21 protein-coding genes and 1 pseudogene are annotated in these 23,528 nt (G+C 54.9%); 17 read left to right on the plus strand and 5 right to left on the minus strand.

The window, feature by feature from the left end; all coding sequences use genetic code 11:
• The first annotated feature begins 1 nt into the window (after position 1).
• From MKX42_RS03255 to MKX42_RS03295, 9 genes are all read left to right on the plus strand, one after another.
• Positions 2 to 634 carry a ThuA domain-containing protein gene (locus tag MKX42_RS03255; RefSeq protein ID WP_340751203.1) on the plus strand — a complete coding sequence of 211 codons (633 nt, stop codon included), beginning with the start codon at positions 2 to 4 and terminating at the stop codon, positions 632 to 634.
• A 116-nt stretch (positions 635 to 750) separates the two neighbouring features.
• Positions 751 to 1,119 (plus strand): phasin family protein, encoded by a 369-nt coding sequence (locus MKX42_RS03260; RefSeq protein ID WP_340751205.1) that lies wholly within the window; start codon positions 751 to 753, stop codon positions 1,117 to 1,119.
• Positions 1,120 to 2,790 carry an ABC1 kinase family protein gene (locus MKX42_RS03265; protein WP_340751207.1) on the plus strand — a complete coding sequence of 557 codons (1,671 nt, stop codon included), beginning with the start codon at positions 1,120 to 1,122 and terminating at the stop codon, positions 2,788 to 2,790.
• Between the two features lie 343 nt (positions 2,791 to 3,133).
• Positions 3,134 to 5,020: a DEAD/DEAH box helicase gene (locus tag MKX42_RS03270; RefSeq protein ID WP_340751208.1), complete on the plus strand. Its 1,887-nt coding sequence runs from the start codon at positions 3,134 to 3,136 to the stop codon at positions 5,018 to 5,020.
• 237 nt (positions 5,021 to 5,257) lie between these two features.
• The gene (locus MKX42_RS03275) at positions 5,258 to 6,091 is read left to right on the plus strand and encodes a M15 family metallopeptidase (protein WP_340751210.1); all 834 of its coding nucleotides are present in this window, start codon (positions 5,258 to 5,260) and stop codon (positions 6,089 to 6,091) included.
• A gap of 147 nt (positions 6,092 to 6,238) precedes the next feature.
• Positions 6,239 to 6,577, plus strand: coding sequence for a DUF3243 domain-containing protein (locus MKX42_RS03280; protein WP_340751213.1), 339 nt, complete (start codon positions 6,239 to 6,241; stop codon positions 6,575 to 6,577).
• Between the two features lie 192 nt (positions 6,578 to 6,769).
• Positions 6,770 to 7,369, plus strand: a complete 600-nt coding sequence (locus MKX42_RS03285; RefSeq protein ID WP_340751215.1) for a methyltransferase family protein — start codon at positions 6,770 to 6,772, stop codon at positions 7,367 to 7,369.
• 36 nt (positions 7,370 to 7,405) lie between these two features.
• A complete protein-coding gene (locus MKX42_RS03290) occupies positions 7,406 to 8,428 on the plus strand; it encodes an LLM class flavin-dependent oxidoreductase (protein WP_340751217.1) in 1,023 nt (340 codons plus the stop codon).
• Between the two features lie 116 nt (positions 8,429 to 8,544).
• Complete coding sequence (locus MKX42_RS03295; protein ID WP_340751219.1) at positions 8,545 to 9,021, plus strand: glutathione peroxidase; 477 nt, start codon at positions 8,545 to 8,547, stop codon at positions 9,019 to 9,021.
• A gap of 124 nt (positions 9,022 to 9,145) precedes the next feature.
• Here the strand turns inward: MKX42_RS03295 and MKX42_RS03300 are convergent, their stop codons facing one another.
• Together MKX42_RS03300 and tnpA are read right to left on the minus strand one after the other, a co-directional pair.
• Positions 9,146 to 10,141: an RNA-guided endonuclease InsQ/TnpB family protein gene (locus MKX42_RS03300; RefSeq protein WP_340757605.1), complete on the minus strand. Its 996-nt coding sequence runs from the start codon at positions 10,139 to 10,141 to the stop codon at positions 9,146 to 9,148.
• 72 nt (positions 10,142 to 10,213) lie between these two features.
• A pseudogene (gene tnpA, locus MKX42_RS03305) lies at positions 10,214 to 10,602 on the minus strand (IS200/IS605 family transposase); the annotation flags it as partial.
• Positions 10,603 to 10,975: 373 nt separating this feature from the next.
• Between tnpA and MKX42_RS03310 the strand changes: the two are divergent.
• The 7 genes from MKX42_RS03310 (at position 10,976) to MKX42_RS03340 (ending at position 18,935) form a co-directional block, all read left to right on the plus strand.
• Positions 10,976 to 12,610 carry a formate--tetrahydrofolate ligase gene (locus MKX42_RS03310; protein WP_340751221.1) on the plus strand — a complete coding sequence of 545 codons (1,635 nt, stop codon included), beginning with the start codon at positions 10,976 to 10,978 and terminating at the stop codon, positions 12,608 to 12,610.
• 341 nt (positions 12,611 to 12,951) lie between these two features.
• Complete coding sequence (locus MKX42_RS03315; RefSeq protein WP_340751223.1) at positions 12,952 to 13,275, plus strand: hypothetical protein; 324 nt, start codon at positions 12,952 to 12,954, stop codon at positions 13,273 to 13,275.
• 265 nt (positions 13,276 to 13,540) lie between these two features.
• A complete protein-coding gene (locus MKX42_RS03320) occupies positions 13,541 to 14,905 on the plus strand; it encodes an FAD-dependent oxidoreductase (RefSeq protein ID WP_340751224.1) in 1,365 nt (454 codons plus the stop codon).
• Positions 14,906 to 15,180: 275 nt separating this feature from the next.
• Positions 15,181 to 16,008, plus strand: a complete 828-nt coding sequence (locus tag MKX42_RS03325) for a formate/nitrite transporter family protein (RefSeq protein WP_036690401.1) — start codon at positions 15,181 to 15,183, stop codon at positions 16,006 to 16,008.
• Positions 16,009 to 16,482: 474 nt separating this feature from the next.
• Positions 16,483 to 17,709 carry an MFS transporter gene (locus tag MKX42_RS03330; protein ID WP_340751226.1) on the plus strand — a complete coding sequence of 409 codons (1,227 nt, stop codon included), beginning with the start codon at positions 16,483 to 16,485 and terminating at the stop codon, positions 17,707 to 17,709.
• A gap of 46 nt (positions 17,710 to 17,755) precedes the next feature.
• Positions 17,756 to 18,280 carry a GNAT family N-acetyltransferase gene (locus tag MKX42_RS03335; RefSeq protein ID WP_340751227.1) on the plus strand — a complete coding sequence of 175 codons (525 nt, stop codon included), beginning with the start codon at positions 17,756 to 17,758 and terminating at the stop codon, positions 18,278 to 18,280.
• Positions 18,270 to 18,935, plus strand: coding sequence for an MOSC domain-containing protein (locus tag MKX42_RS03340; protein ID WP_340751229.1), 666 nt, complete (start codon positions 18,270 to 18,272; stop codon positions 18,933 to 18,935). Before MKX42_RS03335 ends, MKX42_RS03340 begins: the two co-directional genes overlap by 11 nt.
• Before the next feature lie 365 nt (positions 18,936 to 19,300).
• Here MKX42_RS03340 and MKX42_RS03345 read toward each other — a convergent pair whose 3' ends face one another.
• Both MKX42_RS03345 and MKX42_RS03350 read right to left on the minus strand, forming a co-directional pair.
• Complete coding sequence (locus tag MKX42_RS03345) at positions 19,301 to 19,849, minus strand: GNAT family N-acetyltransferase (RefSeq protein ID WP_340751231.1); 549 nt, start codon at positions 19,847 to 19,849, stop codon at positions 19,301 to 19,303.
• 42 nt (positions 19,850 to 19,891) lie between these two features.
• The gene (locus MKX42_RS03350; RefSeq protein WP_036690395.1) at positions 19,892 to 20,137 is read right to left on the minus strand and encodes a DUF2164 domain-containing protein; all 246 of its coding nucleotides are present in this window, start codon (positions 20,135 to 20,137) and stop codon (positions 19,892 to 19,894) included.
• A gap of 280 nt (positions 20,138 to 20,417) precedes the next feature.
• On the opposite strand from MKX42_RS03350, the gene MKX42_RS03355 reads away from it, so the two are divergent.
• Positions 20,418 to 22,121, plus strand: a complete 1,704-nt coding sequence (locus MKX42_RS03355) for a glutamine--tRNA ligase/YqeY domain fusion protein (protein ID WP_340751233.1) — start codon at positions 20,418 to 20,420, stop codon at positions 22,119 to 22,121.
• A gap of 145 nt (positions 22,122 to 22,266) precedes the next feature.
• Here the strand turns inward: MKX42_RS03355 and MKX42_RS03360 are convergent, their stop codons facing one another.
• Complete coding sequence (locus tag MKX42_RS03360) at positions 22,267 to 23,484, minus strand: MFS transporter (protein WP_340751236.1); 1,218 nt, start codon at positions 23,482 to 23,484, stop codon at positions 22,267 to 22,269.
• Between the last annotated feature and the right edge of the window lie 44 nt (positions 23,485 to 23,528).

Here is a 23,528-nt window from a genome sequence, read left to right on the forward strand (position 1 = left end):
TATGGATAAGAGAAAATGCCTGTTGTTAGGCGATTACACACACCCCCGGTTTCACCCGTTGCAAGGTGTGGACAAGCAGGTCAGTGAAATTCTGAATGAGCTTCTGACTGTGCAATGCTCGGAGAACAAGAAGCTGATGCTGAGCGAGCATTTGTCCGGATATGATCTGTGCATCGCATATAATGAATTGTGGAATGAAACCGTATCTCCGCAGCAGACGGCAGGTCTGCTGAGCTATGTCAGCGGAGGAGGCGGTCTGATTGTCTTGCACACCGGGGTATCCCTGGCGAAGCGTTATGAGCTGGCCCAGCTGATCGGTGCCAGATTCACCGGCCACCCGGCCTATACTCCGCTTCAGTTCAAGGTGCAGGAGCATGATATTACCGAAGGCATCGAAGACTTCCAGCTCGATGAAGAGCCGTACCGGTTCGAGTTCGATCCGTTCACCGAGAAGCAGATTCTGCTCGAATACGAAGCGGACGGGGAGATGCTGCCTGCGGCCTGGTGCCACAGCTATGGCCTGGGACGGGTAGTCTATTTGATGCCCGGCCATCATGAGCCTTCGTTCCGGCATCCGGCGATCCGTCAGCTGATTCTGCGGGCAGCCACCTGGGCGGCGCGTATCCCCAGATAACCGGCAAATAATCAGCAATATCGGAAGCCAAGCCCCACTTTGTGGGGTTATTTTGTGAAATGGCAGGCGAAGGGGTATACTTTATCCATAACTGCAATCTTTGGGAGGGAAGTACCATGAGTGATCTGTTGAAGAAAGCTATCTCATTAGGCGTAGGCCTCACCATTGTCAGCAAGGAAAAGGTTGAAAAGGTCGTAGACGAGCTGGTGAAGCGGGGCGAGCTGGCCCCGTCGGAATCCAAGGCGCTGGTGGAACGGCTGGTAGAGCGCGGAGATGAAGAACGGGGTGTGTTCAAGTCTGCCGTGCAGGAGCAGGTTCAGCGGGTGCTGAAGGAGCTTAAGGTACCTGTACAGGAGGATATCACCAGGCTGGAGTCGCGCATTGCCCAGCTTGAGGGCCGTGTTGCCGAGCTTGAGGGCCGTGTTGCCGAGCTTGAGGGCAAGTCCCCCCAGGAGACCACCGTGCCGGAACAGCGTACGGAATAAATGGCTGTCCGCATAAGGCATGCCGGACGTTACCGGGCAATCGCCATGGCGCTTATGCGTCATGGCTTCGGCTATATGGTGGAGGAACTGGGCCTCTACCATCTTCTGTCGCTTCCCCGCCGGATCATCACACAGGAGGTTCATGAAAGTGTGACCCTCGCTGAACGGGTCCGCAGGGTGCTGGAGGAGCTGGGGCCGACCTTCGTCAAATTGGGCCAGCTTGCCAGTACGCGCTCCGATCTGCTGCCTGATGCGATTATTCAGGAGCTGGTCAAGCTGCAGGACAATGTGCCGCCGTTCTCAGCCGAGACGGCCCGCAATATTCTGGAGCAGGAGCTGGACCAGCCTATTGATGCGGTCTTCGAATACTTCGAGAACAATCCGCTCGCTGCCGCCTCCATCGGCCAGGTGCACCGTGCTGTGCTGCATGGCGGGCAGAGTGTTGCGGTCAAAATACAACGTCCAGGCGTCATGCGGACGATGGGCAGGGATCTTGAGATTCTATCGGATCTAAGCCTGCTCGCCGAGCGCAAGATGGACTGGGCCAGGCAATACGGATTAGCCCGGATGGTCGAGGAATTCTCACGGGCCCTGATGGCGGAGCTGGATTACGCCCAGGAAGGGCGCAATGCCGAACGTATAGCCGGGCAGCTGTCCGCTCAAGATAACGTATATATTCCGGCCATCTATTGGGATTTCAGCTCCACCAGGATTCTAACCATGGAGTACATGGAAGGAATTACGCTTAACCGCAAAGACGAGCTGCTGGGCTCGGGCGTGAAGCTTAAGACGATCGCCCAGCAGCTCGTTGAGATGATGCTGAATCAAATTTTTATTCATGGCTTCTTTCATGCCGACCCGCATCCCGGCAATATTATGGTGCTGAAGGACGGGAAGCTGGCTCTGATCGACTTCGGAATGGTCGGGCGGCTTAGCGAGGAGATGAAGGACGGGCTATCCGCGCTGGTGATTGCACTCATGCGCAAGAATACGGACTCGATGGTACGGGCGATTCTGCGCCTGGGGGTGATCCCGGAGGATGCTGACCGGATGGCGCTGCACGAGGATATGGACCGGCTGCGCGAGCAGTATTATGATATTCCGTTCAAGCAGGTCAGCATCGGCAAGGCGCTGAATGATCTGTTCAGCATTGCCCGCAAGCACCGGCTGGTCATTCCGCCGGATCTGGCGCTGCTGGGCAAGACGATGCTGACCCTGGAGGGTATGGTCGCCAGCCTGGACCCGGCATTCAGCATTATGCAGATGGCCGAGCCGTTCGGCAGACGTCTGGTCAAGCAGCGCTTCAGCGGAAGCCGCCTGCAGCGCAAGCTGCTGGGCGGAGTAGCTGATCTTGCCGAGAGTCTGGTCGAGCTTCCCGCCCAGGCCAGGCAGCTCTCCTCGCTGATCAGCAAGGGGAAGCTGAAGGTAGAGATCGGGGTACCCGAGCTGCAGGACCTGGAGCATAAGTTCAGCCGGATCGGTAACCGCCTCTCCTTCAGTATCGTACTGCTGGCCTTTAGCATCATCATGGCCGGACTGATTGTTGCCTCCTCCCTGCGCGGCGAGCCGTCGCTGCTCTGGGACTTCCCGATTGTGGAGATCGGTTCGGTCATCGCACTGCTGATGATTCTGTGGCTGCTGTTCTCCATCTTCAAATCGGGAAGATTCTAGCCGGAAGAGCCGGATAAATAATTATTCTTCGCCGGATGCACACAAAGGCTGCAAAATCAAGTACAATATTAAGATAACTTGCCACAATTAAAGTGTAATGGAACGCAAATGGAGTGCCGTCTGAACGTCCGGTGGATCGCTGCTGCGCCGTATAAACCGAACGTTTGACCGCTGCCTTGCGGGCCCATGGGACGGAAGGGCTCCGGTGACGGGGTGCTTCCGCTTTTATTTGAAACGATAAGAATGTGAATATAAGTTATGGACTGACAGGATGAACTGAAAATTTAGGGAAATTAGTGAGGTGGAGCAATTGCCGGGTTTTAAAGATTTAGGAGTATCAGAAGTGCTGATCGATCTGCTCAAGGGGCAGGGCATCGTGAAGCCGACGCCGGTGCAGGAAGAGGCGATTCCGCCGCTGGTGCAGGGTTTGGATGTAATTGCGCGGGCGAAAACGGGAACGGGGAAGACGCTGGCTTTTCTGCTGCCGATTATGGACAAGATCCGGGTCGAGGCCGCGTATCCGCAGGCGCTGATTCTTGCGCCGACGCGTGAGCTGGCGCTGCAGATTACCGAAGAGGCGCGCAAGCTGGCCCGTCATACGGGTGTGAAGATTCTGGCGGTCTACGGCGGCCAGGATGTGGAGAAGCAGCTGCGTAAGCTGGAAGGCGGCAGACATCTGATCATCGGTACGCCGGGACGGCTGCTGGATCACCTGCGCCGGGAGACTCTGGACCTCAGCGGTGTGAAGATGCTGGTGCTGGATGAAGCGGATCAGATGCTGCATATGGGCTTCCTGGAGGATGTGGAGACGATCATCACGGCGGTGCCTTACCGCCGCCAGACGATGCTGTTCTCTGCGACAATGCCGGACCCGATCAAGCGGCTGGCAGCGAACTATATGAAGGAGCCGCTGGATGTCATTATTAAGAGCGGCTCGCCGATCCCTCTGGATAATATCCGCCAGCAGGTGGTGGAATGCTCGGACCGCAATAAGGAAGAGGCGCTAATCTCCCTGATCGAGCGCGACCGTCCTTACCTGGCGATCATCTTCTGCCGGACGAAGCGCCGGGCCATCAAGCTGAACGAGGCGCTGCAGGCGGCCGGTTATGAATGCGACGAGCTGCATGGCGATCTGTCGCAGGGCAAGCGCGAAGCCGTCATGAAGCGGTTCCGTGACGCCAAGCTCCAATTGCTGGTGGCTACGGATGTGGCTGCACGCGGCCTGGACGTTGAAGGAATCACCCATATCTTCAACTATGATCTTCCGCTGGATGCGGACAGCTATATTCACCGGATTGGCCGCACGGGCCGCGCCGGAGGCAAGGGCCTCGCAATCACGTTCGCTTCGCCGCGCGAGCGCGACGGGCTCGAACTGATCGAGCACGGCATCTCCCAGCGGCTGGACCGCCGCCGGTACGAGAAGGATGAATTCGGCGTAGGCGAATTCACCTCTGTCCAAGGCGGCGGCTCGCCGCGCAGCCGGCAGAGCGCGGCGCCTGAAGCAGCGCGCGCCGGTCGTGGCGGCCGCGGGCAGGGCCGCAGCGGCGGTGCGCCGCGCGGCGAAGCCGCAGGGCGTCCGGGCGGGCGCGGACGCGGCGGCAAGGACGCAGGCGGCTGGGGCGCGCCTGCGGAAGGCGGCGGCCGCAGCCGGAAGGACGCGGCCGGAGGCGGCAAGCGCAGCGCGTACAGCGCAGCTGCGGCGCCGAAGGGCGACTCCGCCGGGCAAGGCGCGGCGAAGAAGCCGAGACCTGGCGGCGGCTACGGCGCCTTCGCCAGCGGCGGCGACAGCGCAGCGGCCAGCGGCTATGCTGCGGGTGCGGGTGCAGGTGCCGCAGGCGGGCGCGGCGGCAAGGGCGGCGCTGCGCGCGGCGGTGCCGCGAGAGGCAAGGCCGCCCAGGGCGGGCCGAGCAGCGGCTACAGCACCAACGTATCCCGGGGCGCAGATGCCGGCGGCTTCAGCTACGGCGCTTCGAAGGGTGCCGGCTCAGGTGCCGGGTATAATCCCGGCGGCGCGAAGTCGAGCCCGAAATTCCGGGCGCATGTAGCGCGCAGCAACGATGCCGGTGGCGAAGGCGCCTCCGCTCCCAAGGGCGGCTCTCGCGGCGGCTCCAAGGGCGGTAAGGGCGGCTTCAGCTCAGGCGGACGCAGCAGCGGCGGGAATTCATCGCGCGGCGGGCGCAGTGGAGGCTCTGGCGGCGGTTCACGCGGCGGACGCGGCTCCTCCAGATAAAGGCGCTTTACATGCATAGCTAATCCTTGTTACCATAGGGCCGTTGGCGTAACAGCCAATGACTCTATGGTAATATTTATTTACTGAAACCTTTTGGCTATTAGGCATGTCTATTAGATACCGGGACAACCGGGTACAAGTATAGAGAGATATAGAATGTAACCTGCACTTTTGCTACAACAGGTTCTGCTGAATTCAGGAGTGCGGGGTACACAACGTTTAGGAGGATTACACAGCATGTCCAAAACCGCCAAAATTGTCATTCTACTCATCGTCGTCATTGCGGTCGGCTGGGGAATCGGGAAGTACACGGCACCGTCCGCTTCCCAGGAGAACGGAACCAATATAAATGCAGGCACAGATCTGGGAGCCGGGGGGCCGGAGGCAGCGCCTGAAGCTTCGGCAGTGCCTGAGCCTACGGATCAGCCAGATCCTGGCGGTTCAGGCAATGGCACATCCGGGAACAATGCTGCGGAGATGGTGGTAGCCGAGCCGGAGAGCATCGCGGTCATGGTCAATAAGCAGTACAGCCTGCCGGAGCAGTATAAGCCTTCCGATCTGGTCTACCCGGATGTTCCTTTTATTTTCTCGGAAAAGATTGAGAAGCGCATGCTGCGGCGTGAAGCGGCTGCGGCGCTGGAGGAAATGTTCGCGGGGGCTAAGGCGGACGGGGTCTATCTGGCCGGTGTATCCGGCTACCGTTCGGAATCGACCCAGAAAAGGCTGTTCAATAACTATGTCGCCAGAGATGGTGAAGAGAAGGCCCGCACCTACAGTGCCATGCCGGGACACAGCGAGCATCAGACGGGACTGGCCATTGACCTGTCCGGCAGAGACGGGAAATGTGCAGCCGAGAGCTGCTTTGCAGGGACGAAGGAAGCGGAGTGGCTTGCCGCCCATGCCGCTGAATACGGCTATATCATCCGGTTCCTTGAGGGCAAGGAGGCCATTACCGGGTACAAGTACGAGCCTTGGCATGTCCGCTATGTAGGCAAGGAGATTGCCGCTTCCATCGCCGAAAGAGGGATTACACTCGAAGAATATTATGACGCCGTCCCGGTGTCGAATTAACCCTACACTATAATCAGGCGGTCCCGCGATTCGCGGGGCCGTTTGTGTCTCCGGGCGGGCGTTGGCTCGTCACCAGTATGGTTCACCCCCGGGAACGCTGGTTAAGTAGTGGGAAACTACACACTATGAAATGGGAGGCGTTTCTTGATGTCTGAACATAATCATGTGGTGAGTAAGGACGGCAGTGTGACCATGAACCGGGTAACGGAGGCGCTGGACCGGATCGATCCGGGGCAGAAGGAGATGATTCTGGACAACTTCGAGCATTTCAAGGCGTATTTAGGAAAGCGCATTCAACTGGCGCAAAAAATCGGTCTCAGCGACGAACAGCTGGCACTGGCCGCCGAGAAAATTGCCGGTTACCTGGCAGCGTATGAGGAGCCCCGCAATAGTGAAGAGAAGCTGCTGCTGGAATTGTGGAAGGCCGGCAACAAGGAGGAGCGCCACCGGCTGGCGCATATGCTGGTGAAGATGGTGCAGCAGTAGAGAAAGCAGAAGCAGCGCCGGTAAGCTGCAGAAGCAACATGGCTCCCTGGAAAAGTAGTATTAACAGCGTTGCTGCACTCCTTTCAATAAAGTAAATAAACCTAAAAGTACACCAGCTTGAAGTTAAGCAGGCGGGTCCGTGATTGTTGCGGAGCGGCCTGTTTATTGTGTAAGAAACCTTTGACACATCCAATGACTACCCTCAACCTCCTGTCCCTGATCTTATTCTGTACGTTCCTTGCCTCTTATGTGTTAAAGCTTGTAATTCTCAACAGAAAGAACAACATCCAGGCCAATGTGCTGGGCAAAGGTAAGAAGATTACGGCCATTAAATCAACCGAATGGTTTGTCAAAATCGCTACGCTTCTGTGGGGCGCTACATGGTTCCTGATGTCCGTAGCTGAGCCGTATCTTGTGAGCTTGCTCGGGCGCCATTATAATCTTCCGGTTGTGAATTATATCGGTATGGGTATAGTTAGTATAGGGTGTGCGGTATTCATTCTTGCCATGGCAGCGATGAGTACCTCATGGAGAGTCGGAATTGATAAGTCCACAGCTACCAAGCTGGTGACACGTGGGGTGTATAAGTACAGCCGGAACGCTGCCTTCGTCGGGTTCAATCTGATGTTCGCAGGTCTGTATCTCATGTATCCGAGCTGGCTGACGCTGGTTATTCTAGTATTAAATGCTGTGGCTATTCATCTGTTGATTCTACAGGAGGAGAAGCATCTGCGTCTTGTGTTTGGCGGGGAATACATGTCCTATAGTAGCAAGACGCCAAGGTATCTCTGAAGCCTCGAAAATCCAACCCATTGGAGCTGCTCTCATATGAAATTAAGCATTCTCGATCAATCCCCGGTGCCGGAGGGAAGTTCACCGGCCGAGGCGCTCCGGCAGACGGCGCTACTGGCCCGCGAAGCGGAGCGGCTCGGTTATCACCGCTTCTGGGTCGCGGAGCATCATGCGGCGCCGGGCCTCGCCAGCTCCAGCCCGGAAGTGCTGATGGCGCATCTTGCTGCGTTGACCTCAACGATCCGCATCGGCTCGGGAGCGGTGCTGCTCCCCCATTACAGTGCGTTCAAGGTCGCAGAGAATTTCCGCGTCCTGGAGGCGCTCTATCCCGGGCGAATCGACCTCGGAATAGGGCGGGCGGCAGGCGGCGGTGCTCTGGCCGCCAAAGCACTGCAGGATACCCGTGTCACTATTGACGACGTTGACCGGTATGAGCAGCAGATCCAGGAGCTGGTGGCCTATCTCTATGAATCTGAGGGCGGAGCATCCCCGCAGCGTTATGCCGGATTACGGGCAACGCCTGCGGTGGACTCAGCGCCGGAGGTCTGGCTGCTGGGCTCAAGCCGGGAGAGCGCGGCGCTCTCGGCCCGGCTGGGAACCGGGTATGCTTTCGCCCGGTTCATTGCCCGGAATGGAGGAGCAGGCGCGGTGCATGAGTACCAGGATAGTTTCGCGCCGTCCGTGGCTGCTGCATCGCCGAAGCCGCTGCTTGCGGTGTTCGCCGTCTGTGCGGAGACATCGGCTGGGGCAGACCGGCTGGCTGCCAGTATGGATCTCTCGCTGGTCAGCCTGGAGAGGGAACACCTCTCTTCTCCGACCCCGTCCGTAGAGAATGCGCTGAACTATACATATACCCCGTACGACCGCTTCACCATTACAGATAACCGGAAGCGGATGGTCATTGGCTCGCCTGCTGAAGTCAGGGAGCAGCTTCAGCTGCTGGCGGAAGAATACCGCTGCGGGGAGCTGATGATTTCTTCGCATATCCATGACTTCGCGGACAAGCTGCAATCCATCCGGCTCATCGCCGAAGCCTGCGGGCTGGAGCGCAGGTCGTAGCATCCCCGCCGGAATTTGGTTTTGGCTGAGAATAGGTTAGAATGAAGAGGTTACTTATATAAAGCTTAAAGCGCACTTAAGAACTGGCCATACAGCCGAAAGGAAGCGAAGCAGAAATGTCGATTTATAGTTTTGCCGGAGTGAAGCCTTCGGGTACAGAAGTGCCGTTTAAGGACTATGAGGGCAAGGTGCTGCTGATCGCCAATACGGCCAGCAAGTGCGGACTGACCCCGCAATACGGAGATTTGCAGAAGCTCTACGAGCAGTACGGAGACCAGGGGCTGGTGGTACTGGGCTTTCCGTGCAACCAGTTTGCCGGCCAGGAGCCGGGCACAAGCGAGGAAGCGGAGTCCTTTTGCCAGATTAACTATGGAGTCACGTTCCCGGTGTTCGCCAAGGTCGATGTGAATGGTCCGGAGGCGAGTCTGCTGTTTCAATACTTGAAGGGCCAGCAGCCGGGTGAAGGCGAGAGCAGTGATATCCAGTGGAACTTCACGAAGTTCCTGGTCGACCGCAGCGGCAATGTAGTGGCCCGTGTCGAGCCGAAGGAATCACCGGAGAGTATGAAGGAGCTTATCGAATCCCTGCTTTGAACTTCCACACCCTTAAAAGGGCGGGATTCTTAGCTAGTTAGCGGGCGCATACGTTTCCGCTTTGCCCTACTGCTAAGTTAAGGGCGAGTTCATTCGCCCATCCTAGATCAGAGCCTATAGCTATCTAGGCTGGCAGACTGTTACCATCTGCCACAGGTTGACGCATGATGTTGATGGCACCGACCCGATCTCGATGTGCTGTATACCCGCAATCGCACTGATACGTTCGATCCTTTGCTTTGTTCCGCTCTCCACAAGAGGGACAGGTTTGCGAGGTGTATGCCGGATTCACTTCAACCACTTGGATTCCAGCGAGTGCCGCCTTATATCCAATGAACATTTGCAACTGATAGAACGACCAATGATGCAGATTTTTAGCGTTTTTACGACTTGTTCTTGTCGTCTTACGGATATCCTTCAGCTTCTCTAGCTTGATGACAGATACCCTTTCTTGAATCGCCATATTTACGATCTGGCGGCTAATTTTGTGATTCTGATCTTTCATAAAACGACTTTCCTTGTCGTTCTGTTTGCGGATCACTGATAGCTTTTTAAGCTTTCCTAATTTGCGGCGATAGCTATGGTACTTACGGCGAACAAACTTGTTTTGACGTCCATTTCCACAAAATTTGGTCTTTCCGCTAGAGGTTACGACAACAGCAGGTACTTTCAAGCCTAAATCAATCCCCATCACTTCATGACCCTCGGCTGGCTCAGTGGGGCGTTCGATTGAAATTTGAACAAACCATTTCGCTGATTTTTGAACCACTCGCAGAAGTCCAAGTTTCCCATTCGAAAGCATGTCACGCTCCCGATCCGAAAGAAGCACAGGAACCACCAGACATTGTACTTTTCTTTCCAGCATCACTGGAAAAGAAATGTGGTTGCCCCAAATCGTATAATTTTGATTGTTCACGTAGTACACCCTCTTTTGGAGAAGAGGCCGCTTTTTCGTTTTCTTGAACCGCTGAAATAGGCTTTTGGCATCTCGAATCACTTGATTCTTTACGGCAGAGGGTAGATTGGCATGAATGGTTTTTGAAGTTAGTTTGGGAAACGTTCCGGACCTTTCGGCTTGCTCCGTTAATTCGTTGACGGTTCGGATGTATTCATTGCCCATATCCACCAATACAGACGGATGGGTTGGAAAAATGCGGATTTGAATCGTTAAGGTTTGCAGGGTTTCAACCCCCTTTTTTTGTTCTTCAACATATCGTTTGATCGTTTTGCTTGAAACGTTCTCTGCCGTACTGACCAAGTAGGCACGAGTCCAGAGGGAAGGTAAGTGGTTCAAGTGCTTAAATTGTTCACGGAGGCGCAGGGAAGTGATTCTTTTCAGTATCGCCATAAGTTCTGCGGGAGCATCGGTTGGCAGTGCGTTTAGAAAAATATACACATGATCAGGCATGACTTCCATTGCGAGTAGCTGCCAATCCTGTTCGGTACATATCTCTATAACAATTTTCTTAAACTGAATCTCCACTTGATCGACTGTACTTTACGTCTGTATCTAGGGCAAAAAACAAAATGATAGTTAATGAATGATACGGTTGTTTTGGTATTTCTGTAGGATTGTCTCATACCTAAATTGTAGCATTTAAACAATTTAACTACTACAAGAACACGCGCTCATTTAGTACAATTTTCACAACATAAGGATGTTCCTTGATTAAAGAAGATTCAACCCACCCCTAAAGGAGTGGGCTTTCTCGACCAACTTCTTTAATGAAGTCGAAATCATCCGCTCTGAAGGCTGGAGCCAGGCTATACGTGTTCTCCCGGATAGTGGTGCAGATGCGCCCGGTCCGGGAGTTTTCTATAATGTATGAAAATTATCCTTGAATCTTTTCAGAGACCCTGTATCCTTTGAAGAGACATGTTTCGCTTGACGCCATGAATGGCTTACAGGAAGCAAGGATGCAGGATAATAACGGCAGGAGGGTTACATACAGGCATGAGGTTAATTACAGAGGTAGCATCGGCAGCGGGGATTAAGGAAGAGCATCTGGAACTGTACGGCAAATATAAAAGCAAGTTGGCGCCCTCGCTCTGGGCAGAGCTGAAGCATGAGCCGGACGGTAAGCTGGTTCTGGTTACCGCAATGAATCCTACACCGGCAGGTGAAGGCAAGACGCTGACGACAATCGGACTTGCCCAGGCAATGAATGCAGCGGGTGTACGCACGGTAGCAGCGCTGCGGGAGCCCTCGCTTGGTCCCTGCCTGGGGATGAAGGGCGGAGCGACCGGGGGCGGCAAGGCGCAGATCGTTCCGGCAGATGAAATTAACCTGCATTTCACAGGGGATATCCATGCGGTGACGTCAGCGCATAACCTGCTCTCGGCGATGATCGACAATCATATGTTCCAGGGCAACAGCCTGGGGCTTGATCCGCAGCGGATCGTCTGGAAAAGGGTTATGGATATGAATGACCGCAGCCTGCGGAATATCGTGACCGGCATTGGCGACGGCAACGGAACTGTGCGGGAGAGCGGTTTTCAGATTACAACAGCCTCCGAGATTATGGCTGTGCTCTGCCTGTGCAGCGACCTTGCGGATCTCAAGCAGCGGCTCAGCCGCATTCTGGTCGGGTATGACCATGCAGGTCAACCGGTAACCGCCCAGGCTATTGGAGCTGTGGAGGCGATGACCGCGCTGCTGAAGGAGGCGGTGAAGCCGAATCTGGTGCAGACGCTGGAAGGAACCCCGGTTATTGTGCATGGCGGCCCGTTCGCCAATATTGCCCACGGCTGCAGCAGTGTGATCGGAACCCGCTACGCGCTGAAGCTGGGCGATGTGGTGGTGACCGAGGCAGGCTTCGGCGCGGACCTCGGCGCGGAGAAATTCATGGACATCAAATGCCGTCAGGCGGGGCTTGCTCCTGCGGCTGCTGTCCTGGTGGTTACGGTGAAGTCGCTGAAATACAACGGCGGCGTCCGCAAGGAAGAGCTGTATGAGGGCAACCGGCCGGCACTGCTCTCCGGATTGTCCAATATGGAGCGGCATATTGAGAATCTGCGTAAGTTCGGCGTGCCTGTGCTGGTGGCGCTGAATCATTTTGAAGGGGATGCCCCTGCTGAAGTGAATGAGGTGCTGGAGGCCTGCGGGCGGCTGGGGGTACCTGCTGCGGTATCCAAGGTATGGGCGGAGGGAAGCGCGGGCGGACAGGAGCTGGCGAAGGAGCTGATGAAGCTGCTGGACCGGGAGGAGCCTGTGCAGTACGCACCGCTGTATGAAGACCATCTGGATATTCCGTCCAAAATCAACCGCATCGTCACAGAGATCTACCGTGGAGCGGGAGTAGCCTTCTCTCCGGCTGCCAAGCGCAGTCTGGCGGTTATTGACCGGCTGGGCCTGCACCATCTTCAGGTCTGCATGGCCAAAACCCCGTATTCCTTCTCGGATCAGCCCCGGCTGCTTGGAGCCCCGGAAGGCTTCACCATGGGTGTCCGGGACATCACCCTGTCCCTCGGGGCGGGATTCGCTGTAGTGATCACCGGTAACATGGTCACGATGCCGGGTCTCCCTGCCAAGCCTGCGGCAGAAAGCATACTGGTGGATGAGGATGGCGTAATTTCCGGTCTGGAATAAGACACTTCCGATCGTGTGACTACCAGCAGCATAGGACCATAGGGCTGTATAGCGAGTAGCGATTAGCAAATAACAATGAGTATAGCTTGGCCTTACTTTATCGTAGGTATGCTGCGGGAGTGAGGCTTTTTTGTATGCGAAAAAGCGAATACATTGTGCAGCCGCGAGGGTGAGTGACCGCAATGTAATTGGAAAACCGATTACAATGGGCTGGCGCGGCGGATACGGAGCAAATGTAATTGGAAAACCGATTACAATGGGCTGGCGCGGCGGATACGGAGCAAATGTAATCGAAAAACCGATTACAATGGGCTGGCGCGGCGGACACGGAGCAAATGTAATTGGAAAACCGATTACAATGGGGCTGGCGCGGCGGATACGGAGCAAATGTAATTGGAAAACCGATTACAATGGGCTGGCGCGGCGGATACGGAGCAAATGTAATCGAAAAACCGATTACAATGGGCTGGCGCGGCGGATACGGAGCAAATGTAATTGGAAAACCGATTACAATGGGCTGGCGCGGCGGATACGGAGCAAATGTAATCGGAAAACCGATTACAATGGGCTGGCGCGGCGGACACGGAGCAAATGTAATCGAAAAACCAGGGCTGCGGTTCTGCCTGGCTGCCCCTTGTGCTCCTCCTGCTGTTTCCTGCTCCTGACAGACATAATGCCCCTCCTTCGGGGAAAACTAACTCAAGGTTGAAGAGCGCAGCGGCGGCACAAATGGAGTGGATGAGGCGGTGAAACTCCAAAGTTATTAAAATTTGAAATTGTGAACATTGTGAGAAAAGTCACAAAACTACTTGTAATGTGATAAATATCACAATATAATCAGTGTATAAAGTGAAAACAATCACAAATGTAAATTAAACGTAAACACAGGCCCTACTAAATAAGCTTTTCAACTTGGAGGAGGAAGAAATCATGAAAGTAGCAGTCATTGGATGTACCCACGCCGGAACGGCCGCCATTGTAAATACCGCACAGTTATACCCGGATGCACAGATTACGGTGTATGAGCGCAACGATAATATCTCGTTCCTGTCTTGCGGCATTGCCTTATACGTTGGCGGTGTGGTCAAGGACCCGCAGGGACTATTCTATTCCTCCCCGGAACAGCTGGCTGCGCTGGGTGTGCAGACGAAGATGCGCCATGAGGTAATCAACATTGACACTGCCCGCAAAACTCTAAAAGCCCGCAACCTCATGACCGGCGAGGAAATGGAAGATACGTATGACAAACTAATTATGACAACAGGCTCATGGCCGATTGTGCCTAAGCTCGAAGGAATAGACATGGAGGGCATCCTGCTCTCGAAGAACTACAATCACTCCAACACCATTATCGAAGAAGCGCAGAAGGTGAACAGAATTACTGTGGTCGGTGCCGGATATATCGGGGTCGAGCTGGTGGAAGCTTTTCAGATGAACGGCAAGGAAGTTACGCTGATTGACGGGGAAGCCCGCATCCTGAGCAAATATCTCGATGAAGAGTTCACCGCACCGATCCAGCAGTCGCTTGAGGATCACGGCATTAAGCTGGCGCTGGGCGAGAAGGTCGCCTCCTTCGCAGGTGAGAACGGCAGAGTGACTAAGGTGATCACGAGCAAGGGTGAGCATGAGACGGATCTGGTGATTCTCTGCATCGGCTTCCGTCCGAATACCGAGCTGCTGAAGGGCCAAGTCGATATGCTGCCGAACGGCGCGATTATGGTTAACGATTATATGCAGACCAGCCTGCCGGATGTCTATGCTGCCGGTGACAGCTGCGCGATTCATTACAATCCGACCGGTAAGCACGCATACATCCCGCTGGCCACCAACGCAGTGCGTATGGGAACGCTGGTGGCCCGCAATCTGGTCTCGAACACGATCCCTTACATGGGTACGCAAGGAACATCGGGCATCAAGATCTATGAAGACAATATTGCCGGAACCGGACTGACGGAAGAGGCTGCTGCAGCCGAGGGAATGGATACGGAAAGTGTGATGCTGATCGACAACTACCGTCCAGAGTTCATGCCGACCTTCGAGCAGGTTCAGGTAAAAGTGGTCTTTGACCGTGCCACCCGCCGCATTCTGGGCGCGCAAATTATGTCCAAGATGGATCTGACGCAGTCGATCAATACCGTATCGGTCTGCATCCAGAATAAGATGACGGTTGACCAGCTGGCCTTCATCGACTTCTTCTTCCAGCCGCATTACAACAAGCCTTGGAACTTCCTGAACACCGCAGGCCTTCAGGCTCTGCCGAAACCGGCTCCAGTCAAAGAACCTGTACACGTATAAAAGCTAACATTTTGCGGAGCCCGCTTAGGGCTCTTTTTTTTCTCCATCACAGAAACAACTCCCCGGCTGCTGGGATGAAGGCAATCGGTCCAATGTATGCAGATGTTTTTTTATTTTCTGCTGCGCCGCAGCGGCTTTTATGGTAAATTTGACATGTCAGTGAAAACTTTCACTTGGTTTTTCGGATAGTGACTTTTATCACGTAAATGTGATTAGGATCACGTTACAATGGCATAAAGGAACAAATTTTAAGTAATTAGAAGGGGATAGGAATCATGGCTTATAACAAACCGCAGGGAATCGCTGAAGTGACGGTAGAGAACGGAGTCAAGAAGGCACATAATCCGCTCAGCACTGTACTCATTCTTGGTTTTCTGGGAGGAGCGTTTATCGCGCTCGGATTTTTGCTGGATATTCGTGTCATTGCCGGTGCGCCTGCCGAGTGGGGGTCCATTGCTAACTTCATCGGGGCTGCGGTCTTCCCGGTAGGACTCATTCTGGTGCTGCTTGCCGGAGGGGAACTGCTGACAGGCAATATGATGGCGGTGCCGCTGGCGTTCATTGCGAAGAAGATCTCTTTCTGGGAAGTGATGAAGAATCTGGTGCTAATTACACTAAGCAACCTGGCAGGCGCCTTGTTCGTCGCTTATTTCTTCGGTCATATCGTTGGCCTTACATCAGATGGTGTGTATCTGGAGAAGCTGGTAAGTATGGCGGAGCATAAGATCGATGCTACGTTCCTGCAGGCTTTTATCTCCGGGATCGGCTGTAACTGGCTCGTAGCACTGGCGGTATGGCTGTCGTACGGGGCAGACAATTTCAGCGGCAAAATCCTCGGTATCTGGTTCCCGACCATGGCGTTTGTGGCCATCGGCTTCCAGCACGTTGTAGCTAACATGTTCCTTATCCCTGCAGCGATCTTCGAAGGACATTTTACCTGGGGCCAGTATGTGGCCAACTTCGTTCCGGTCTGGCTGGGCAATCTGACGGGCGGCGCGATCTTCGTGGCTGCTGCGTACTGGATGGCCTATCTGCGCAAAGAGCCGGGAGCAGTGAACTCGGCTGCAGGCGTCCCTGCTGCGGGCTTGAAGAAACACGCTTAATGAATACGGACTTGACCCGGTGTGAATCACATCGCCGGACTGTAACATAGCTTGGCCTAGCACTTCCTGCTTCTCGGCACCCTGCTTCAAGGGATTCGTAGAGACAGGGAGTGTTTTTGTGCCTTGTACAGCAGGATCATTCTCCGGACAAAACAAAATTCACCGTGCAATCCGATTCGGGGGAACGAAATCGGATCTCACGGTGAATAAAATAGGGAGTGTTTCATATGGATCATTACCCCGGGTTCCGGGGAACGAATCAGTGCCGGCAAGGTATTTTTGTTTACGTGTGAAAGAGCGGGTTATAGAATATTAATATCGCTGGCGGCGGTGAAGACAGGATTGATTTTCAATAGGATAATTCCCTGGTTTCCCGCGATAAAGCATTAACGCGAATGCTTGCCCTGCCCCCTGTGTTGGGATGATACTGGATGGATTAATGACAGCTATCTTACAGGGGATGACAGACTAGAGATGAGATTCTTGCAGGCCTATCCGAAGGAAATTAAAGTATTCTTGATTGCCAGTCTTATTAATGCTACCGGCAGTGCGCTGATGTGGCCGCTGGTTACAATGTATGTATTCGATGAACTGGGACGCAGTATGAAGGACGCGGGAATTGTTCTGCTGGTGCAGTCCCTTGGCGGGATTGCCGGTCAGCTGCTGGGCGGTTCATTGTACCATAAGGTAGGGGTCAACCGCTTGATTGTCGGCGCTTTGGCCATGAATGCCCTGACGCTGTTTGCCCTCCCGTGGGCGAGTGGAAGCTGGAGCGTATTCATTATCGTGATGGGGCTGATGGGATTGTTCAATTCCCTGTCCCTCCCGGCCATTCAGGCGTTTATCGGCTTCCGGTTCGCAGAGCAGCGCGCAGAGCTGTTCAATATCATCTATGTTGCCAATAATATAGGGGTAGCCCTGGGAACCGCGCTGAGCGGCTTCCTGGGCAATTATATGCTGAGCTTTGTGCTCAACGGGGTCACCTCAGCCGTATTTGCCGGATTCTTCTTTGTCTATCTGCGCAAGGTAGGGGCGGCACCGGCTCAGGGCCAAACGGCTAAGAAGCAGCCGCAGAATGAAGGTTCCGGCTGGAAACTTCTCGGCCATATACGGATCTACCTGTTCATGGCGCTGGGCTCGATGTTCCTGCTGATCGGCAATTCGATCTGGAACAGCGGAGTCTCGCCGTTCATTATCTCGGAAGGCTGGTCGAAGCAGCTATACGGCTTCCTCTGGACGCTGAATGGTGTACTGATCTTCGCGGCGCAGCCGCTGGTCAGCCTGATCAAGCGCGGGTTCGCGCAGACGTCAACCGCGCAGATGACAGCCAGCGCCGTCTTTTACCTGAGCGGGTATGCAGTAATTCTAATGATGCCAAGCTATCCGGGAATGCTGCTGGGCATGGTGCTGGCTACCCTTGGGGAGATGCTGATCTCTCCGGCGATGCCCTCCTTCATCTCGGAGCATGCCCAGCGCAGCGCACCGTTCTATCTCGGACTTAGCGGCGGAATCGGCGCAATTGGCCGTGTCATCGGGCCTTATCTGATGGGCATTCAGTTCGACAGGGGCGGTCTTGTGCCTACCGGCTGGCTCGCTTGCGGTATGGCCGTGCTGTCTGTTGGATTCTTCGCGGTCCACGCCTATATGAACCGTTCAGTCGTGCAGCCTGAGCACAGGACTGCACAATCGTCCACGCTGTAACTAAACCTTTTACTATATGCTTAGTAAGGCAAGGGGGGTATAAATAATGCAACCAATCAACAGAGATGCTGCACTGCTTATCCGGCCCTCCGAAATCAGGGATGCCCGTGAGCTGATCGTGCTGGATAATATGATCTGGACAGAGAATACTACCCCGGGTCCGCTGATGTGGCGCTCGCGGGAGGACTATCTGCTGCATGCACCGCCCGGCTCCCAGCTGGTGGCCTTGCAGGACGGGGAGCTATGCGGTTATGTCGGCTTCGGCTGTCCCAGCGGGATGGAGAGCAACCGCCATGTATGCGAGGTGAATATCGCTGTGCACCCGCGCTTTCAGCGGCTGGGTGTAGGCACCCGGCTGATCGCAGAGATCAAGCGCCATGCCGCGAAGCATGGCATCCGCAAGCTGCGGCTGCGTGTGCTGTCCTGCAATACACCGGCGCTTCAGTTCTACCGCAAATGCGGATTCGAGGAAGAGGGACGGCTGCGGGAGGAATTCTACTTAAGCGGACGTTATGTAGATGAAGTATTCATGAGCTGCTGGCTGACGGGAGGAGAAGGGGATGGAGACTGAAGTGAAGAAGATGCAAGTCGTCTCGCTGAATGTAGGTAAGCCTAAGACGGTGGAATACCGCGGTAAGCCGCTGGACACCGGAATCTACAAGCTGCCGGTAGCCGGGCCGCTTGCGCTTCGGGTGGGTGGATTCACCGGGGACGGGCAAGCGGATCTGGTCAACCACGGAGGCCCCGACAAGGCGGTCTGTGTCTATCCGCTGGAGCATTATGCCCACTGGGAGGAGCGGCTTGGCCGGAAGCTGGAATATTCCGCCTTCGGCGAGAATATCACGGCGCGCGGACTGCTGGAGACCGAGGTGTGCATCGGGGATATCTTCGAGATCGGTACAGCCCTGCTGGAGGTCAGCCAGCCGCGCTTCCCGTGCTTCAAGCTCACGCAAAAGCATGGCCCGGCAGATATGCCGGCCCAGGTGCTGTCCACCGGATATAGCGGCTTCTACCTCCGCGTGCTGCGTGAAGGCAGCCTTGCGGCCGGGGACCGGATCGTGAAGCTTGCGAGCGGAGCAGGCGGTATCCCGGTGAGACAGGTCCTGTACTCGATGGAGCACGGACGCAAGGATCATACCGGACTCGCGGAGCTGGCCGGACTGGAGAGCCTTGCAGCTGGCCTCCGGGAGCGGTTCCGGGGCTGGCTGGATGCTGCGGAGAGCTAGGGTGTTGAAGGGTGGAGGGGGGGAGCGGAGTAGGCAGAGCAGTTAGGAAAGCTGGGCCACCCGCTCTGCCCTGCAAAGTAAACAAATGGAAAATCGTATCTTAATCCGCCGACTTCAAGCAAATAACCGCAAACAAGTGGAAAAAGTCCAACTAAAATAGTTAGTTTCAATCCTGATAGACGAAAGGCGAGAAATTAAGTGTTGTTTATCCAACTCCAGTCCGCGCACGGGCAAATCGTTCATCAGTAAGTGGGCAAAATCCAACTATATCCGGTGTGCCCCCGAATCCGCCAAAAGCGACCCGACCAACACGTTCCCCTGGATGCTCCGCGCACCCGTGCTCTATTATCGGAATCCCTCCCTGCTCAGCCCAGCAGTTTCCATTCGCTGCGCAGCAGGCCGTAGACTGCGTGGTTCACATAACCGGCAGGCAGCTTCTCGGCCTGGCGGATGACTCCTTCGAAGATAAATCCCAGCCGTTCGGGGATCGCTCTGCTGGCCAGGTTGCCTGTAGCGCAGCGGATCTCGATGCGGTTCAGCTCAAGCTCCAGCAGGGCGTAATCGACAAAGACCCGGCAGGCACTGGTCATATAGCCTTGTCCCTCATAACCCTCGCCCAGCCAGTAGCCGATGCCGACCGAGCGGTTATGCCAGTCAATCTCGTGATAGCCGATAATTCCGGCCAATTCCTCCCGGACCCACAGTCCGGCAGTGAAGCCGCCGTTATCAATGCCCTGCTTCACGGAGTTCTTGATGAACGTGGTAAGATGAGCCTGCTCGGCTACGCCATCCACCCAAGGCAGCCACTGCCTGAGCCGGTGGCGGGAGCGTTCCACCAGGGCGAACATCTGACGGGCATGCTCCGGCATGAGCAGCTTCAGCTTCAGCTCTTCATCTATGACATAATTGAACATGCGGCTGCCCCCTATGCGTTGTGAGTTATAAGCATCGCTGAACTAACGCTTCTGCCACTCCAAAGCGTAGATGTCTTCCTCCAGGGCTTGCATGCGCTGCAGGGCAAGCGTACGGCAGTCGCTAAGCGCCCCGTTATAGATCGCCGGCCCCAGCTCCTTCAGGAAGAACTCCAATAGATTGTCTGCGGCCAGGTGGCCGATCGTTTCCCCGCGCTCCGCCTCGAAGTAGGCACGGATATTCTCCGTAATCATCTCCCGCTGCTCTTTAGGCAGTTTTACCGGTTGCATAAGCATCCCCCTTTAGCGAAATATTCCTATATTTATCATGCTACTCCATCGCCGGGAGAGAAGTCAAAGGATGCGGGGGCTGCTTAACTTTTAAAATATAAAAATTTATATGTTGCACACGATAACTTATCTTTCTATTTCTCGCTGAAACGGTACCGTCCTTTAAAAGGACGGCAATGCCGTTTCCACTTGTTGAACATTCCCTGCTTAACGGGTATATTAGTAGGAAACATGTTCATACAAGGAAGTAGTTATATTACAGAATGAAAGGTTGATCAATGTGGAGAACCAGGGTACACCCTCCAATTTCATTAAGAACGTCATTACCGAAGATCTCCGCTCGGGTAAGGTTAAGGAAGTCGTCACCCGCTTTCCGCCGGAGCCGAACGGTTATTTACATATCGGACATGCCAAGGCGATCTGGATTAACTTCACGCTGGCGGATGAGTTCGGCGGCAAGACCCATCTGAGATTCGATGACACGAATCCGCTCAAGGAAGATACCGAATACGTCAACTCCATCCAGGAGGATGTGAAATGGCTCGGGTATGAATGGGAGGAGTTGCGGTTCGCCTCGGATTATTTCGGGGAGATGTATGAGCGTGCCGAACTGCTGATCAAGAAGGGCAAGGCCTATGTCGATGATCTCAGCGCCGAGCAGATACGTGAATTCCGGGGCACGCTGACGGAGCCGGGGCAGAACAGCCCTTACCGCGAACGCGGAGCAGAAGAGAACCTTGATCTGTTCCACCGCATGAAGGCGGGAGAATTCAAGGACGGCGAGAAGGTTCTGCGCGCCAAAATTGACATGTCCTCTCCTAACATCAATCTGCGTGACCCGGTCATCTACCGGATCTCCCACTCTCATCACCACAATACGGGTGACGCATGGTGCATTTATCCGATGTATACCTTCGCACATCCGCTGGAGGATGCCATTGAGCATGTCACCCATTCCCTCTGCTCCCTGGAGTTCGAGGATCAGCGCCCGTTCTATGACTGGGTTGTCGCGGAATGTGACATGGAGGCTTCGCCGCATCAATACGAATTCGGACGCCTTAATCTGGCCCAGACGGTTACGAGCAAGCGCAAGCTGAAGCTGCTGGTCGATGAAGGCCATGTGGACGGCTGGGATGATCCCCGCATGCCGACGATCTCCGGGCTGCGCCGCCGCGGCTATACGCCTGAGGCCATCCGCAGCTTCGTGCATGAGACCGGTATCTCCAAGAGCCAGGGGCTCGTGGACCTGCAGATGCTGGAGCACTTCATCCGTGAAGATCTCAAGCTGACGGTTCCCCGGACGATGTCTGTGCTGCGGCCGCTGAAGGTGGTTATTACGAATTATCCCGAAGGCGAGACCGAATACTTCGAAATTGAGAACAATGTGGAGAACCCGGAGATGGGCAACCGCCAGATTCCGTTCTCCCGTGAGATCTATATTGAACGTGATGACTTCATGGAGATTCCGCCGAATAAGTATTTCCGCTTGTTCCCCGGCAATGAAGTGCGCCTCAAGAATGCTTATTTCATCAAGTGCAACGACTTCATCAAGGATGAGAACGGCGAAGTGGTGGAGCTGCATTGTACCTATGATCCTGAGACGAAGAGCGGCAGCGGGTTCACCGGCCGCAAGGTTAAGGGAACGCTGCACTGGGTAGATGCAGGACAGGCTGTACCGGCGGAATTCCGCCTGTATGAGCCGCTGATCTCTGCTGAAGAGGCGGAGACGGATGCTGAATTAGAAGGTCTGGAAGCTTCCGCTGACAAGCCGGAGCCAACCTTCCTGGATCAGCTGAATCCGAAGTCCATCGAGATCCTGCAGGGCTTCGTGGAGCCTGGGCTGAAGGACAGTGTGGCGCAGGACAAGTTCCAGTTCTTCCGTCACGGGTACTTCAACGTAGACAGCAAGTATTCGTCGCCGGAGCACCTGGTGTTCAATCTGATTGTATCCCTCAAAAGCTCCTTCCAGCCTAAGAAAGGCTAGAAGAGCTGCATATAAGCAAACAGGCTTGGTCTCCCGCCGGGAGGCCAAGCCTGTTTGCTGTATCCAAATATAAATTATCCTTCTATTTCTCGCTGAAACGGTACCGTCCTTTGAAAGGACGGTACCGTTTCCACTTGTGCGTATGCTAGTCTTCTGCCGGCTCATCCTCGGGATCAGCCGGAGGGCGGTAGCTGCCGCGAATGACAGTGAGCCACATCATTCCGAAGCCGATCGCCCCGAACAGGGCAAGAAGCGCACCGGATTGATACATCGTCTGTGCGCCGAGGGTCTGATACATCCAGCCGCCGAGGACGCCGCCAAGAATGCCGGAGATTCCGCTCCAGGTGAGCGTGTAGAGAGCCTGTCCCGAGGAACGGTAGGGCCTTGGCACCAGCAGCATGGTCAACTGGGTTCCGACATAGAAGAAGCCGCCGAAGGTAATGGAGTGCAGCACCTGAATGAGTGCGACCTGCAGCGGAGTCGTTGCATCGGCCATCAGCCACCACCGCAGGAAGAAGAGCGCGCTGACCAGCGTGAGCGAGGCCAGCAGGACCGGGATTTTGCGCCGGAGAACAATATTGCACAGGAGCAGTACCCCCATCTCCAGGATGGAGGACAGGAATACAGCGAGACCGATCATAATCTTGCTTCCGCCCAGCTCCGTGATGTACAGTGACACAAAGGTGTTGTTCATCGTATTCGGGATCGAGACCAGGATGCCGAAGAGGATGAAGCACAGGAAGAACGGGTTATGGAAGATCTGGCTCATGCCTTTGAAGGGCAAGGGTGCGATTCCAATCGAATGGTCCAGCTTCGGCAGCGTGATCAGTGCAATCATCGCCGCACAGAGCAGTGATGCAAACAGATAGGACAGCACAGAGATGCCGGCCCATTCAATCACGGGACCGGCAAGGATGGCGGTGAAAGCCCAGCCTAGTGATCCCCATAGCCGGAAAGAGCCAAAGCTGCGGCTGGTTCCGTCAATATAGCTGAGAATCATCGTGTTGCTCTGGGCGAACAGGGGCCCCTGGAAGAAATAGAAGAACAGAATGGATATGTAGATCATTTCATATGTATTCGCCTGAAAGACAAGTTGGGTCAAGACCAGCGTTCCCGTCAGCATGACGAGGACAATCCGCCGGATATTCTGATACCGGTCACTCCAGATGCCCCAGAAAGGATTGGCTATAATGGAGACCAATGCGCCTACAGACATCAGGCTCCCGATCTCCAGCTTATTCATTCCTACATCCTGCAGATATAAGGGAAAGAAGCTGGTGAAGAGGACAACCGTTCCATATACGAAGAAGTTGAACCATTTCAGAGAGGTGAAAGACAGCTGCTTATCGGATTGATCCCGCAAACTTTGCACTCCTTTCCCGCTAGGATGCCTTGCATTCTTGCTGT

This window comes from Paenibacillus sp. FSL R7-0204 (genome assembly GCF_038002225.1).
Lineage (GTDB): Bacteria > Bacillota > Bacilli > Paenibacillales > Paenibacillaceae > Paenibacillus_AQ.